Origin of the sequence: Bacillus sp. FSL R5-0416 (assembly GCF_037975425.1) — a bacterium.
GTDB lineage: Bacteria > Bacillota > Bacilli > Bacillales > Bacillaceae > Bacillus > Bacillus subtilis.
On record NZ_CP150252.1, the window covers coordinates 3,356,680 to 3,370,541 of the forward strand.

At 44.6% G+C, this 13,862-nt stretch carries 15 protein-coding genes; 6 read left to right on the plus strand and 9 right to left on the minus strand.

Features of this window, described 5'->3' with window-relative positions; all coding sequences use genetic code 11:
• Positions 1-16: 16 nt before the first annotated feature.
• Together NYE20_RS17930 and NYE20_RS17935 are read right to left on the minus strand one after the other, a co-directional pair.
• Positions 17-400 (minus strand): tautomerase family protein, encoded by a 384-nt coding sequence (locus NYE20_RS17930; RefSeq protein WP_015251261.1) that lies wholly within the window; start codon positions 398-400, stop codon positions 17-19.
• A gap of 18 nt (positions 401-418) precedes the next feature.
• On the minus strand, positions 419-1,159 hold the full coding sequence (locus NYE20_RS17935) for an SDR family NAD(P)-dependent oxidoreductase (protein ID WP_021480566.1): 741 nt from the start codon (positions 1,157-1,159) through the stop codon (positions 419-421).
• Positions 1,160-1,292: 133 nt separating this feature from the next.
• On the opposite strand from NYE20_RS17935, the gene NYE20_RS17940 reads away from it, so the two are divergent.
• Positions 1,293-2,180 carry a LysR family transcriptional regulator gene (locus tag NYE20_RS17940; protein WP_021480567.1) on the plus strand — a complete coding sequence of 296 codons (888 nt, stop codon included), beginning with the start codon at positions 1,293-1,295 and terminating at the stop codon, positions 2,178-2,180.
• A gap of 19 nt (positions 2,181-2,199) precedes the next feature.
• Here the strand turns inward: NYE20_RS17940 and NYE20_RS17945 are convergent, their stop codons facing one another.
• The 4 genes from NYE20_RS17945 to NYE20_RS17960 form a co-directional block, all read right to left on the minus strand.
• Positions 2,200-2,487: a YusU family protein gene (locus NYE20_RS17945; RefSeq protein WP_021480568.1), complete on the minus strand. Its 288-nt coding sequence runs from the start codon at positions 2,485-2,487 to the stop codon at positions 2,200-2,202.
• Between the two features lie 24 nt (positions 2,488-2,511).
• A complete protein-coding gene (locus NYE20_RS17950; protein WP_080265401.1) occupies positions 2,512-3,339 on the minus strand; it encodes an ABC transporter ATP-binding protein in 828 nt (275 codons plus the stop codon).
• Positions 3,340-3,556: 217 nt separating this feature from the next.
• Positions 3,557-3,994 (minus strand): YusW family protein, encoded by a 438-nt coding sequence (locus NYE20_RS17955; RefSeq protein WP_014477935.1) that lies wholly within the window; start codon positions 3,992-3,994, stop codon positions 3,557-3,559.
• 110 nt (positions 3,995-4,104) lie between these two features.
• Entirely contained in the window at positions 4,105-5,901 is a 1,797-nt protein-coding gene (locus NYE20_RS17960; RefSeq protein ID WP_161621269.1) for a M3 family oligoendopeptidase, read from the minus strand.
• Positions 5,902-6,035: 134 nt separating this feature from the next.
• Between NYE20_RS17960 and NYE20_RS17965 the strand changes: the two genes are divergently transcribed.
• The gene (locus NYE20_RS17965) at positions 6,036-6,878 is read left to right on the plus strand and encodes an oxidoreductase (RefSeq protein ID WP_141949169.1); all 843 of its coding nucleotides are present in this window, start codon (positions 6,036-6,038) and stop codon (positions 6,876-6,878) included.
• An 89-nt stretch (positions 6,879-6,967) separates the two neighbouring features.
• Positions 6,968-7,429, plus strand: a complete 462-nt coding sequence (mrgA, locus tag NYE20_RS17970) for a metalloregulation DNA-binding stress protein MgrA (RefSeq protein ID WP_064671603.1) — start codon at positions 6,968-6,970, stop codon at positions 7,427-7,429.
• Positions 7,430-7,471: 42 nt separating this feature from the next.
• On the opposite strand, the gene htrB is transcribed toward mrgA, so the two are convergent.
• Positions 7,472-8,848, minus strand: coding sequence for a serine protease Do-like protein HtrB (gene htrB, locus NYE20_RS17975; protein WP_032726833.1), 1,377 nt, complete (start codon positions 8,846-8,848; stop codon positions 7,472-7,474).
• Between the two features lie 277 nt (positions 8,849-9,125).
• Between htrB and cssR the strand changes: the two genes are divergently transcribed.
• Together cssR and cssS are read left to right on the plus strand one after the other, a co-directional pair.
• Complete coding sequence (gene cssR, locus NYE20_RS17980; protein ID WP_003228529.1) at positions 9,126-9,803, plus strand: secretion stress-responsive two-component system response regulator CssR; 678 nt, start codon at positions 9,126-9,128, stop codon at positions 9,801-9,803.
• A complete protein-coding gene (gene cssS, locus NYE20_RS17985; RefSeq protein WP_003228527.1) occupies positions 9,800-11,155 on the plus strand; it encodes a secretion stress-responsive two-component system sensor histidine kinase CssS in 1,356 nt (451 codons plus the stop codon). Before cssR ends, cssS begins: the two co-directional genes overlap by 4 nt.
• A 27-nt stretch (positions 11,156-11,182) precedes the next feature.
• Here the strand turns inward: cssS and spxO are convergent, their stop codons facing one another.
• A complete protein-coding gene (gene spxO, locus NYE20_RS17990; protein ID WP_003221681.1) occupies positions 11,183-11,347 on the minus strand; it encodes an anti-adapter protein SpxO in 165 nt (54 codons plus the stop codon).
• 167 nt (positions 11,348-11,514) lie between these two features.
• Between spxO and NYE20_RS17995 the strand changes: the two genes are divergently transcribed.
• Positions 11,515-12,390 (plus strand): TetR/AcrR family transcriptional regulator, encoded by an 876-nt coding sequence (locus NYE20_RS17995; protein ID WP_003243192.1) that lies wholly within the window; start codon positions 11,515-11,517, stop codon positions 12,388-12,390.
• A gap of 39 nt (positions 12,391-12,429) precedes the next feature.
• On the opposite strand, the gene fumC is transcribed toward NYE20_RS17995, so the two are convergent.
• A complete protein-coding gene (fumC, locus tag NYE20_RS18000; protein ID WP_003228523.1) occupies positions 12,430-13,818 on the minus strand; it encodes a class II fumarate hydratase in 1,389 nt (462 codons plus the stop codon).
• Between the last annotated feature and the right edge of the window lie 44 nt (positions 13,819-13,862).

Genomic DNA, 13,862 nt, shown 5'->3' on the forward strand with positions numbered 1-13,862 from the left:
CAATCCGCGGGGTTTTTTATTCAATCATCTGGGCTCTTCCATTTCCGAAAGACCAATCCTCAGCCTGATTTCCGGCCAGCATGATAAACACATCTTCTTTTCTGACACCAAGCTCGGAATGAATCCGGCTCGCGATTGAGCGGTAAAGTGCTTTTTTCTGTTCAGTTGTTCTTGACTGTTTCAGTGTAAAATGAATGTATATCAGTTCATCAGTACGCTCGACTTGGAGATAAAATGGATCATAAAAAAATTCGCTTTTTTCATATTGTCTGATGACTTGAAAATAGTCATCTTCCGGCACATTGATTTCTTCAATCATCGATTGGTGGACAGTCCTGCTCAGTTTTTGAAGCCACGCTTCGCTTCTTCCCGACCGTAAATGAATCTGTACAAATGGCATCTCCCTGCACCCCTTTCTTTACAGCGTCTGTCCGCTGTCAATTGTGATAATTTGGCCTGTGAGTGATTCCTGTTCAATTAGTGAACAAATCAATTTGGCAACATCATCTGGTTCAGCAATACACTGCAGCGGCAAAGAGCCGATCATGCTTTTCATTTTTTCTTCCCGGCCGGCCCACCATCTCGTTGCCACAGCTCCTGGTGCTACACCGCTCACTCTGATTTCAGGCGCTAAGGCGTGGGCCAATGATTTCGTTAAACCGTGCACCGCCGATTTTGATACTGCATAAGGCATAGATGAGCCGGCACCAGTTACCCCTGCGATGCTGCCGACGTTTACGATCGCCCCGGCCTTGCTTTTCTTCATGAACGGAGCCACTGCCCGCGCGCAGAAAAACATCCCTTTCACATTGACGGCATACAGCTCATCCCATATGTCTTCTGTCGCAGCCTCAAGATTATCCATTGGAATATGCCGTGTAATGCTGGCATTGTTGACTAAAATATCAATCGGGCCGTATGTTTTCACGATTGATTGAACCATATCCTGCACGTCGCTGTTTTTGGATACATCTGCTTGGATGGCGAAGGCTTGCCCGCCAGCTTTTCGAATCTTTTCCACTGTTTCCTCCGCTTCTGATTGCGAGCGTGAATAATTCACCGCCACAATCGCCCCGCGCTTTGCCAATTCCATACTGGCTGCTTTTCCGATTCCTGTGCCGCCCCCCGTTACGAGAGCTATTTTGTTCAAGACATTCATTGCCGCCACTCCTTGCTGTTGACTAAAGTATATTTCTGATTCCATTGTAATCCAGCTTTGATGTTACGTATAATGATTGTTAAAGATACTAGATATCACTTAGATTGATAGCAAACGAACGGAGGAGTTCAAAATGGAAAGCGGAGATTTACGTGTGTTTCAAATGGTAGCTCGTGAAGGGACCATTACGAAAGCAGCCCTGCAGCTTGGCTATGTACAATCGAATGTCACGGCCAGAATTCAACAATTGGAAGCTGAGCTGGGTACCACACTGTTTTTGCGCCATAATCGGGGCATGACACTTTCTGCAAGCGGAAAATTGCTGCTGGACTACGCAAATAAAATTATAGGCCTGCTTGATGAAGCGTCTAAAGCGCTCTCATCCTCCGCAGAACCAAGCGGGCCGCTTATGATCGGCTCCACTCAGACAACCGCCGCGGTAAGGCTTCCAAAGCTCCTGGCATCTTATTATGAAGAACATCCAAACGTCCAGCTATCTTTAACAACAGGACATACGCAATTTCTCCTTGATAAAGTTCTTCGTTATGAATTGGATGGCGCGTTTATCGGATGCGAATGCCATCATCCTGAGCTCGAATCCTATCCTGCGTTTGAAGAAGAACCAGTAGTTGTTTCGGCTGCCTCCGTGCCCGATGTTGAGGAAGCCATCACAAAGCCGATTCTCGTTTACAGCACAGGCTGTTCGTATCGAGAAACACTTGAAAAATGGCTGCGTTCCGTCGGTGTCACACAGCCGGTCATTATGGAATTTGGGACGCTTGAAGCAATTATCGGCGGAGTTACAGCAGGTCTTGGCATCTCGTTGCTGCCAAGAACGGTTGTGCAGAAACATGAAGCAGAAGGATCAATTCGATTGTACCCGCTGCCTGAAGCGCTCAGCCAGATGAAAACAGAGTTTATTGTTCGAAAAGATTCGTTTATCAGCAGCGCGCTGAGAACCTTTATGGATTCCTTTACGCCAGATAAAACGGCTGAATCACAAAAAAGCAGTCTGCAATAATGAACAGATTGCTTTTTGGCTATTGTTTGTTTCGATGCGCTTCATTTAATTCCTTAATATGCTGAATGATCTCTTTAATGCCCTGCTTTGCATCAGGGTATGTCGCATTCCAATGCTTAGCGAGCGGAGGCATGCTTTTGGCTATATGGGTGTACAAAATCCATTGCTTCACTTCTTCTTTTAGCTCATCGTTTGTCTCACCAAGCAGAAGCTCAGTATACTTCTCCAGCAATCCATCCAGCTGCTCCTGAAGTTTTTGTTCCATTTGCCATCTTCCTTTCGAAAAAACAGCAAGGAGCTTTCTCAATTGAAAGCTCCTTCGCTGCGTTATTTATCCATGCGATGTGAAAGCCGCTTCCTGGACAATGCATCTGCCCCTGCCATGAGGAATGCAAAGAGGCGTTCCGAAGAGCGGGTCCTGTGTAACCTGACAGTTCATAGAAAATACATTTTGCACAAGATCACAAGTGATGACCTCTTCCGGACGGCCTTCTGCATAAATCCGTTTATCTTTTATGGCCACAAGATGATGCGCATAGCGGCACGCCAAGTTTAAGTCATGGAGTACCATAACAATCGTCCGGCCTTCCTTTTCATTCAGCTCAAACAGCAAATCAAGAATTTCAATTTGATGCGTCATGTCTAAATACGTCGTCGGCTCGTCAAGAAGGATGATATCCGTTTCCTGGGCAAGCGTCATCGCAATCCAAGCCCGCTGGCGCTGTCCGCCTGACAAAGAATCAACGGCGCGGTCAGCCATGTCCTCAAGCTTTGTTGCTTTAAGCGCTCTTTCAACTGCTTCCTCATCCTCTTTTGACCACTGCTTCAGCCAGTTTTGGTAAGGATATCTTCCTTGCTTCACCAGCTGATGCACCGTCAGCCCCTCAGGAGCCGAAGGACCTTGAGGCAGGATTGCGAGCTCTTTTGCGACTTCCTTCGTCGGAAGCTTGGCAATCGCTCTTCCTTCCAGCAGCACTGAACCGCCTCTCGGCTTCATCAGGCGCGCTAATGAACGTAAAAGTGTCGATTTTCCGCAGCCATTGCTGCCAATAAATACGGTAATTTCACCTTTGGGAATTGTTAAATTCAACTCATCAATAATAACGGCATCCCCGTATCCTAAGCTCAGCGTTTCTGTAGAAATTGCACTCATACCCATAACCGCTCCTTTTTGCTGGCTTTTTAGCAGCACTATGTATTGCACGTTTTCTATATACATGCTTTTAAGTCAATTGTCATCAATGCAAGTGATTCTGATATTCAGCCATTTGATATGGTCATATATCCCTCATTGTAGCAGAAAACACTGACTTTGAAAATCATTTTCAATTAGTTTTATGGACATAATTGACGTTTATGGGTTTTTTATCACAAGATTACTTCTTGATTTCTCTGATGGAGCCGTCCTTCAGCTTCAATTTTAAATCGATATGATCATAATGACTGTCCAGATTAAATGCTGCCAGCACACTGTGTATCACTTCTGTTTCAGCCATTTGGTCTGTCACGGAAAGCTCGCTCAAAATCATTTTCATCTCATCCAATGCTTCTTCTCCCTCCTGATTGACACCGGAGAGCTTATCCTGTATTTCCGCTTTTTCCTGAGTCCCGTTCTTTGTATAGATTCCTTCATAACGGTTATGCTCACCATCCCCGTAGCTCACACGAAGCGAAAAATTGCTGTAGGGAACGGACTTCAGCTGGGTGACGGCTGTATTTTCTCCTTCTGCCTGCTGCTGGTCTTCATTGAAACGGCAGCCCGCAATCAGAACCACTGCGAGACATACAGCCCCGGCTGCTCTGATCAAATGCATATGTTTCTCCCCCCTGTAGGATTCCATTTATTTTAGGTATATCCAGAGAATGAAATCCTCATTCAGAGAAGAATTGAAAAAGCCGGGGCATATAACGCCACGGCTTTTCTTTAAGATTCGGTCATTTGTAAAAAGGTTTCGGCGTCACGCACAGCCAGCTTGATTGCATTCTCCCAGAAATCGCGCTTCGTAATGTCAGCACCCAAATGCTTCATCGCCAAATCCTCCACTGTCATAGAAGCCGTATCTCGCAATAGCGCCATATACTTCTCTTCGAATGCGTTTTTTTCTTCAAGCGCCAGCGCGTAAATGCCAAGAGAAAACAGGTAGCCGAATGTATAAGGGAAATTGTAAAACGGCACCCTCGTGATGTGAAAGTGAAGTTTTGATGCCCAAAAAAGCGGATGATATTCTTCTAACGCATTGCAGTATGCCTCTCTTTGCGCCTCTTCCATCAGCTCATTCAAGCGGCTGGCCGGTACCACTCCCCGCTTTCGTTCCTCGTAGAATCTCGTTTCAAATAGAAATCTTGCGTGAATGTTCATGAAGAACGCAACGCTTCTTTGCACTTTATCCTCCAGAAGAACAAGCTTTTCTTCCTTGGTCTCGGCCTGCTGGACAGTCGCGTCCGCCACTATCATCTCTGCAAACGTTGAAGCTGTTTCTGCAACGTTCATGGCGTAGGAACGGTTTAACGGCCTGACGTTGAGCATTGCTTCCTGATGGAACGCGTGCCCGAGTTCATGCGCAAGAGTAGAGACATTTGAGGCGCTGCCCGAAAATGTCATGAAAATTCGGGATTCCCCGCTGTCAGGAAAACTGGTGCAAAAGCCGCCGACTCTTTTTCCACCCCTGTCTTCCGCCTCAATCCAGCCGTCCCGAAACGCTTTTTCAGTGAATGAGGACAGTTTTTTGCCAAACGTTGAAAACTGGCTGGTAATGATATTTGCGGCTTCATCATACGAATAGACCTTTCCGTCAGAACCGATCGGTGCCTCAACATCGTACCAGCTGAGTTTTTCAAGGCCGAGCATGGATGCTTTCCGGTTCAAAAACTGAACGAACGGCTTCTTGTTTTCAGTGATGACCTGCCACATCGTATCAAGTGTTTCTTTTTTCATCCTGTTGATTTGCAGCGGTTCCTTCAGGACATTCTCCCAGCCACGCGCTTTATAGGTTTCAAGCCGGAATCCCGCCAAATGATTCAGCGTGCTGCTGAAAAGATCCTGCTTGCTCTCCCAAGCTTGGCGGAAACGTTCATATACTGTTTTTCTGACAACACGGTCTTGATGGTCCATCATATTCTCCGCCTGACCGACAGACAATTGCTTGTTTTCACCGTTTTCCTCATACGGGATCGTCATTTTCCCGACAACCATATTGTATAAGTCACTCCAAGCGTGATATCCGTCCACCGCAAGGTTTCCAATCAGTTTTTCTTTACCTGGGCTAAGCTTTTCGGCAACCCTCTGTCTTCTTTCATTTAATATGTAAGATACATCGCGTAATCCCGGTTTTGTTAACAACTCATTCCACACATCTTGATCAATGTCTACAAGTTTATGATCTAATGTAACGAGCGACGATTGAAAATCTGCGGAAAGCCGGTTCATGAGTGCCTGATGCTCTATAGCCTTTTGATCATTGATATTCTGGGCCTGGAGGCAGGCAACAAACGCGCCGGCCTGCTGAAGCTTGACGGATGTCTGTTCGAATAAATCAAGCAACGCGGTCAGCCCTTTAGCCTCTTCAGGCGATTCAGGCACCTGAAACGCATCAGTCCTGTCTTGAAATGCACGCAGACTTTGTGACAGCTTCTCAATATATCCTTTGAATTCTTCCGATTGGCTCCCGCCCTTAAAAAATGAATCAAGATCCCATCTTTGGCCTACCCCTTGCAGCGCCATATCACAAAACCCCTTTCCTTCTTTTGTTCTATTATAGAACAATTCTGAATTGTTGTATAAAAATTTCTTTTTACAGACGTCATTTCCTGTTCAAGATTGTACAATAGCTATAGCAGTTTAATAGGAGGTATAGGATGAATAAAAAAATAGCCATCGTAACAGGAGCGTCCAGCGGCTTCGGTCTGCTGGCAGCTGTAAAGCTTGCCCGATCATTTTTCGTGATAGCCACATCAAGACAGCCTGAAAAAGCGGAACAGCTTCGGGAATTGGCTGCAGCACACAATGTGTCTGATTCCATTCTCATTACAGCTCTCGATGTCACCGATGAACAATCTATAGTCTCATTCGGAAAAGCCGTTAGTGCTTACGCCCCGATCGACTTACTCGTTAACAACGCCGGAACGGCTTATGGAGGTTTTGTCGAGGATGTGCCGATGGAACATTTCAGACAACAATTTGAAACGAACGTCTTCGGAGTGATCCATGTGACAAAAACCGTGCTGCCTTACATAAGAAAGCATGGCGGCGCAAAGATTATAAACGTGAGCAGCATCAGCGGACTGACCGGATTCCCAGCGCTGTCACCATATGTTTCTTCTAAGCATGCATTGGAAGGTTTTTCTGAAAGCCTGCGTATCGAGCTGCTTCCGTTCGGTATCGAAACCGCTTTGATCGAGCCGGGCTCATACAAGACATCGATCTGGTCAACGTCATTATCAAATTTTATGTCGGTGCCTGCTGACGATTCAGCCTATCATCAATACTATAAAAAGATCCTTTCCTACGTTGAAAAAAACGGAGAAGAAAGCGGAGATCCCCAAGAGGTTGCCGACCTCATTTATCAATTGGCAACAAAACAGCATATCAAGAAATTGCGATACCCGATCGGAAAGGGCATCAAGCTCACCCTGCTGTTCCGATCGCTTTTTCCTTGGTCTGCGTGGGAGTCTATCCTGAAGAAAAAGCTATTCAGCTGATCTAAATTATAATTATTATAATTTAGTATTGATTTTTATTTAGTATATGATATAATTAAGTCAACAGATCACAAGGAGGACGTTATCTTATGAAAACTGAAAACGCAAAAACAAATCAAACATTAGTTGAGAATTCAATGAACACACAATTATCAAACTGGTTTCTTTTATACTCTAAGCTCCACCGTTTTCATTGGTATGTGAAAGGGCCTCATTTCTTTACATTGCACGAGAAATTTGAAGAACTTTATGACCATGCGGCTGAAACAGTGGATACCATCGCTGAGCGCCTGCTGGCGATTGGCGGACAGCCTGTTGCCACAGTGAAAGAATACACTGAGCATGCATCTATCACAGACGACGGAAACGAAACATCAGCTTCAGAAATGGTACAAGCATTGGTAAACGACTACAAACAAATCAGCAGCGAATCTAAATTCGTGATCGGCCTGGCTGAAGAAAATCAAGACAATGCGACAGCGGACTTGTTTGTCGGATTAATTGAAGAAGTTGAAAAACAAGTGTGGATGCTTTCCTCTTACTTAGGATAAAAAAAGCTGAACCCTATTTGGGTTCAGCTTTTTGTTTTTTTCTTAGCTTGAACTGCTTTCTGTCTGCTTGGTCAGTGTCGCGTTCAACGTTTTCGTTTTTCCCTTTCGCAGCACTTGGATTGTTGTTTTATCTCCGACTTTTAAGTCTTTGTAAAGGATCTGACGGATATCCGCACTGCTTTCCACGTCTTTACCGTTTAGTTTGACAATGACATCCTCAGATTTAATACCTGCTTTTTCTGCCGGCGAATTTGCTTGAACTTCTTTTACATAAACACCTTTGCCCAATTGATCTCCAAACAGGCCGAGCGTATTTTCCTGATAGGTTTCAGGAACTTGTGACATGTCAATCATCTGCACGCCTAAAAACGGACGGTCCACCTTCCCGTTTTGCAGCAGCTGGTCAACAATCGGCTCGACATCATTGCTTGGGATCGCAAATCCAAGTGATTCCACGCCGCTTTCGCTCACCTTCAAGCTGTTGATGCCGATGACCTGGCCGCTTGCATTGATTAATGGGCCTCCGCTGTTCCCCGGATTGATCGCTGCATCGGTTTGCAGCACGTTCATTTCCACCGTCCCTTGTGTTGTATCCACATCAATTGTCCGGTTCAGTCCGCTAATGATGCCTTGTGTCACCGTACCGGAAAACTGCTGTCCGAGCGGGTTACCGATAGCGATTACCTTTTCGCCAGTGCGCAGCTGTGAAGAATCACCAAAGCTCGCCACTTTTTTGACGTTCTTGCTGCTGATTTCCAAAACTGCCAAATCAGTAATGGTATCGCTGCCGACAAGCTTGGCAGTTTCCGTTTCTCCGTTGTATAGCGTAACAGTCAGCTTGTTCGCGCCTTCAACGACATGGTTGTTTGTAATGATATACGCTTTATCGCTGTCTTTTTTGAAAATAACACCTGACCCGGTTCCGCTTTCACTTTCTGAGCTGGAGCCTCCTCCCGTGCCGAATGTGTTATTTTGAGAGGTTTGGATATTTGAGATTCCGACAATCGTAGGCTCTAAATCCTCTACCATATCAGCGATGTTTGATGCGTTCGTTATCGGCGCCGTTGTAAAATTATCAGACTGCACCTGTTTATTTGCGGAAGCGGTTTCGGTCGCCTGATTTTGGTCTGACGGCAGATAAGGCGCGATGCCAAGCATGAGGCCCCCGCCGATAATACCGCCTAAAATCGGGCTCAGCCATGCGGCTCTCCGTTTCTTTTCTTTTTTCACAGCCGTTTCTTGCTTTTCCATTTCTAAAGCAGAAGCCGTTTCCTGCCGTCCCGCTTCATACGACACAGGCGCGTCAAGCAATTCTTGTTCAGAATGTCCAATCAGCTTCTGGTTTTCTGTATTCTGCTGTTCTGTATGTGAAGGTTCAGTTTGATGTTGATCGTTTTGGCCATCACGTCGATAATCCATGTTCTTACACTCCTTTAACGGTTATTCATTTATCGTTACATATTCATCGCATGTACAAGTTCAATTGTCCCAATAATGAGGAGAAAAGCAAAGCACCAAAATAGAATATGTTTGATCATCCTACATCTTCCTCGCTCTTTTTCTCTTCCTTTCTTCCCTTATACATATCATAAACAAACATTGTGGGATAAAAATGAAAAGAATATGTGAAATTATGAAAATTGCCTGCCGTATGTTAAAACTAGTTTATAATGACGTTGAAAGGATGTGAAGAGCCTTGTCATACACCATTTATCTAGTTGAAGATGAGGATAACCTGAATGAACTGCTGACGAAGTATTTAGAGAATGAGGGCTGGAACATTACATCTTTTACGAAAGGTGAAGACGCCAGAAAGAAAATGACACCGTCTCCCCACCTATGGATTCTCGATATCATGCTGCCGGATACCGACGGCTATACATTAATAAAAGAAATCAAGGCGAAAGATCCTGACGTGCCGGTCATTTTTATTTCCGCCCGAGATGCGGATATTGACAGAGTGCTTGGCTTAGAGCTTGGCAGCAATGACTACATTTCCAAGCCGTTTCTGCCGCGGGAGCTGATTATCCGTGTGCAAAAGCTGCTGCAGCTCGTATATAAGGAAGCTCCTCCTGTCCAAAAAAATGAAATTGCCGTCTCCTCGTATCGGGTTGCTGAAGACGCCCGCGAGGTTTATGACGAAAACGGGAATATCATCAATTTGACGTCAAAGGAATTTGATCTGCTGCTATTATTTATCCATCATAAAGGGCATCCGTACTCTCGTGAGGATATCCTCCTAAAAGTGTGGGGACATGACTACTTCGGAACAGACCGGGTCGTTGATGATCTCGTCCGGAGACTGCGCAGAAAGATGCCTGAATTGAAGGTGGAGACGATTTACGGTTTCGGCTACAGGATGATGTCATCATGAAAAACAAGCCGCTCGCGTTTCAGATATGGGTTGTCATATCCGGCATCCTGTTAGCGATATCGATTTTACTGCTTGTGTTATTTTCAAACACGCTGCGAGATTTTTTCACTAATGAAACGTATACGACGATTGAAAATGAGCAGCATGTTCTGACAGAGTACCGCCTGCCAGGTTCGATTGAAAGGCGCTATTACAGCGAGGAAGCGACGGCACCGACAACTGTCCGCTCCGTACAGCACGTGCTCCTTCCTGAAAATGAAGAGGCTTCTTCAGACAAGGATTTAAGCATTCTGTCATCTTCATTTATCCACAAGGTGTACAAGCTGGCTGATAAGCAGGAAGCTAAAAAGAAACGTTACAGCGCCGACGTCAATGGAGAGAAAGTGTTTTTTGTCATTAAAAAGGGACTTTCAGTCAATGGACAATCAGCGATGATGCTCTCTTACGCGCTTGATTCTTATCGGGACGATTTGGCCTATACCTTGTTCAAACAGCTTCTGTTTATTATAGCTGTCGTCATTTTATTAAGCTGGATTCCGGCTATTTGGCTTGCAAAGTATTTATCAAGGCCTCTTGTATCATTTGAAAAACACGTCAAACGGATTTCTGAACAGGATTGGGATGACCCAGTAAAAGTGGACCGGAAAGATGAAATCGGCAAATTGGGCCATACCATCGAAGAGATGCGCCAAAAGCTTGTGCAAAAGGATGAAACAGAAAGAACTCTATTGCAAAATATCTCTCATGATTTAAAAACGCCGGTCATGGTCATCAGAGGCTATACACAATCAATTAAAGACGGGATTTTTCCCAAAGGAGACCTTGAAAACACTGTAGATGTTATTGAATGCGAAGCTCTTAAGCTGGAGAAAAAAATAAAGGATTTATTATATTTAACGAAGCTGGATTATTTAGCGAAGCAAAAAGTGCAGCACGACATGTTCAGTATTGTGGAAGTGACAGAAGAAGTCATCGAACGATTGAAGTGGGCGCGGAAAGAACTATCGTGGGAAATTGATGTAGAAGAGGATATTTTGATGCCGGGCGATCCGGAGCAATGGAACAAACTCCTCGAAAACATTCTAGAAAATCAAATCCGCTATGCTGAGACAAAAATAGAAATCAGCATGAAACAAGATGATCGAAATATCGTGATCACCATTAAAAATGACGGTCCGCATATTGAAGATGAGATGCTCTCCAGCCTCTATGAGCCTTTTAATAAAGGGAAGAAAGGCGAATTCGGCATTGGTCTAAGCATCGTAAAACGAATTTTAACTCTTCATAAGGCATCTATCTCAATTGAAAATGACAAAACGGGTGTAACATACCGCATAGCAGTGCCAAAATAGACTGTAGATGTTTTGCAGTCTATTTTTTTATGTGAAAGAATAGCCGTTAAAATCTCTGTAATTTGTTTTGAGCGGCTGTTTGCATTGATGAACCCATTTTTTCTCTGACAAGGTCTGCTTCGGATATTTGACTTTCTCCACTTTGATTCCTCTGTTTCGCAAGCGGCTGATCATTTCGTCCAATTCTCTCATTCTAGATTCACCCTTTCGCTTGAGCTTTGACCATTCGGTCATCTCAATTTATAATATAAATAATACATGATAAAAAAACAAGTTACAATAAGGTTAATTTTATAACAGACGGTGTGACTATATGGTCATATCCTAGCAGGCCTCCGGGCTCCGAAAGGGTGGAACCATTGAAGGAAAAAGAAAAACTGATTATTGAAACAGCCTTAAAACTATTTGCCCAAAAAGGATACAACTCAACATCAGTCCAGGAAATCGCAAAAGAGTGCAAAATATCTAAAGGCGCTTTTTATATTTATTTTCCTTCGAAAGAAGCGCTTCTTCTCTCTATGCTGAACTACTATTATGATAAAACGTTTACCCGAATTTTAAATATTAAAACGAAGGGCGACAGCCCCAGAACGGCTTACCGTAAACAGCTGACCGTCCTCTATGAAAACATTCTTGAACACAAAGATTTTATCAGCATGCAGTTGAAGGAGGGTTCTCTGCCTTACACAGAAGAAGTGGAGCAATGCGCAAAAAAAATCCGCCAGTCCTCACTTCAATTTCATATCGACAGCCTGCTGAACATCTATGGAAAAAAAGCGGAACCGTACACTGCTGAGCTTTGTTTTTTAATAGAGGGCATCAGCCAGATTTACCTGGAATGCATGATTTTGCTCGGGTACACTGTGAAGCCGTCTCAATTAGCTGATATCATTATGAATCGAATTGATGATATGGTAAAAGGCATGTCTGAACGAAACGATAAGCCTTTCATCACATTGGAAGAGGCGAGCTCTTTATTCGGGCCTCTTACGCACGGACGGCCTGACCCGCTGACTGAATCGATTGTGAAAAGCCTACGTGACAAAATTAACAGCTTAAACACAAACTCCTCTCTTGAATTATCGGAGAGCTTGGACATACTTGAAGCAGAAATGAAGAAAAAAACACCGAAGCTGGCGATCATAAAAGGAATGATTCATAATCTGACGGAGTCTGAAGCTCTCGCCAAAGATGCGGAACAGCTTAAATATTTATTAAAACAGCAACATATTTAGAAGAACGGCTGCTTAAAAAGCAGCCGTTCTTTCTTACTATTACGCCTTTGGTTTTACCATGTCTTCCGGCTTAACCATTTCGTTAAATTGCTCCTCTGTCAGCAATTCAAGCTTCAAAGCTGCTTCTTTGAGCGTCAATCCCTCTTTATGTGCAAGCTTGGCGATTTTCGCCGCGTTTTCATAACCGATATGCGGGTTCAGCGCCGTAACAAGCATTAATGAATTTGACAGGTTTTCCTGAATGGTTTCTTTATTAGGCTCAATACCGACAGCACATTTATCATGGAATGAATTCATGCCGTCACTGAGCAGCTGCACAGATTGCAGGAAGTTGTAAATAATAACAGGCTTAAACACGTTCAGTTCAAAGTTTCCCTGACTCGCAGCAAAGCCGATTGTAGCATCGTTCCCCATGATTTGCGCTGCGATCATTGTTAACGCTTCGCTTTGTGTCGGGTTGACTTTACCAGGCATAATAGAGCTTCCCGGCTCATTTTCAGGAATGACGATCTCCCCGATGCCGCAGCGAGGTCCGCTTGCGAGCCATCTGACATCGTTCGCGATTTTCATTAAGTCAGCCGCAAGCGCTTTTAATGCGCCATGCGCATAAGTGATTTCGTCATGGCTTGTCAGCGCGTGAAATTTATTCGGCGAGCTGCTGAACGTTTGGCCGGTCAGCTTAGTGATCTCTTCTGAGACAAGCTCTCCAAACTCTGGGTGGGCGTTGATACCCGTTCCGACAGCCGTTCCACCAATTGCAAGCGCACGCATTTTATCTGTCGCTTCCAAAATCATTTCCTTCGAACGGTCCAGCATGTGAACCCATCCGCTGATTTCCTGTCCGAGGGTCAGTGGCGTAGCATCCTGAAGATGCGTGCGTCCGATTTTGACAATATCATTGTATGCTTTTGCTTTTTCATCCAGTGTATTGCGAAGCTGATCAAGCGCCGGCACAAGCTGCTCGTAAACAGCCAAAACAGCGGCAACATGCATCGCCGTCGGGAATGTGTCGTTTGAGCTTTGGCTTCGGTTCACGTCATCATTTGGATGAATCGTTTGATCAGAGTTCTTCTCTTTTAATAAAGCAGTCGCACGGTTGGCTACCACTTCGTTCATGTTCATATTGCTTTGTGTGCCGCTTCCGGTCTGCCATACGACAAGCGGGAAGTTGTCATCGTACTTGCCTTTGAGCACATCATCACAAACCGCTGCAATCGCTTCTGCTTTTTCAGCGTCCAGATTACCGAGGCGTTTATTAGCTAGAGCAGTGCTTCGTTTTAATATTGCAAACGCCTTCACAACACGCATCGGCATTTTTTCAGAACCGATCTTAAAGTTCTCCTTGCTTCGCTGTGTTTGGGCGCCCCAAAATTTATCAGCAGGAACTTTTACTTCTCCCATGGTGTCTCGTTCAATTCTGTATTCCATTTATGTATCCCTCCATAACGGTTGCTTCAATAGATCATAATTCG

Bases quoted from the DNA above. Each gene is read 5' to 3' on its own strand.
- mrgA (WP_064671603.1), top strand. From the start codon at position 6,968: ATGAAAACTGAAAACGCAAAAACAAATCAAACATTAGTTGAGAATTCA.
- NYE20_RS17940 (WP_021480567.1), top strand. From the start codon at position 1,293: ATGGAAAGCGGAGATTTACGTGTGTTTCAAATGGTAGCTCGTGAAGGG.
- spxO (WP_003221681.1), bottom strand. From the start codon at position 11,347: ATGAGAGAATTGGACGAAATGATCAGCCGCTTGCGAAACAGAGGAATC.
- NYE20_RS17960 (WP_161621269.1), bottom strand. From the start codon at position 5,901: ATGGCGCTGCAAGGGGTAGGCCAAAGATGGGATCTTGATTCATTTTTT.
- htrB (WP_032726833.1), bottom strand. From the start codon at position 8,848: ATGGATTATCGACGTGATGGCCAAAACGATCAACATCAAACTGAACCT.
- fumC (WP_003228523.1), bottom strand. From the start codon at position 13,818: ATGGAATACAGAATTGAACGAGACACCATGGGAGAAGTAAAAGTTCCT.
- NYE20_RS17950 (WP_080265401.1), bottom strand. From the start codon at position 3,339: ATGGGTATGAGTGCAATTTCTACAGAAACGCTGAGCTTAGGATACGGG.
- NYE20_RS17935 (WP_021480566.1), bottom strand. From the start codon at position 1,159: ATGAATGTCTTGAACAAAATAGCTCTCGTAACGGGGGGCGGCACAGGA.
- cssS (WP_003228527.1), top strand. From the start codon at position 9,800: ATGAAAAACAAGCCGCTCGCGTTTCAGATATGGGTTGTCATATCCGGC.
- NYE20_RS17955 (WP_014477935.1), bottom strand. From the start codon at position 3,994: ATGCATTTGATCAGAGCAGCCGGGGCTGTATGTCTCGCAGTGGTTCTG.
- NYE20_RS17965 (WP_141949169.1), top strand. From the start codon at position 6,036: ATGAATAAAAAAATAGCCATCGTAACAGGAGCGTCCAGCGGCTTCGGT.
- NYE20_RS17930 (WP_015251261.1), bottom strand. From the start codon at position 400: ATGCCATTTGTACAGATTCATTTACGGTCGGGAAGAAGCGAAGCGTGG.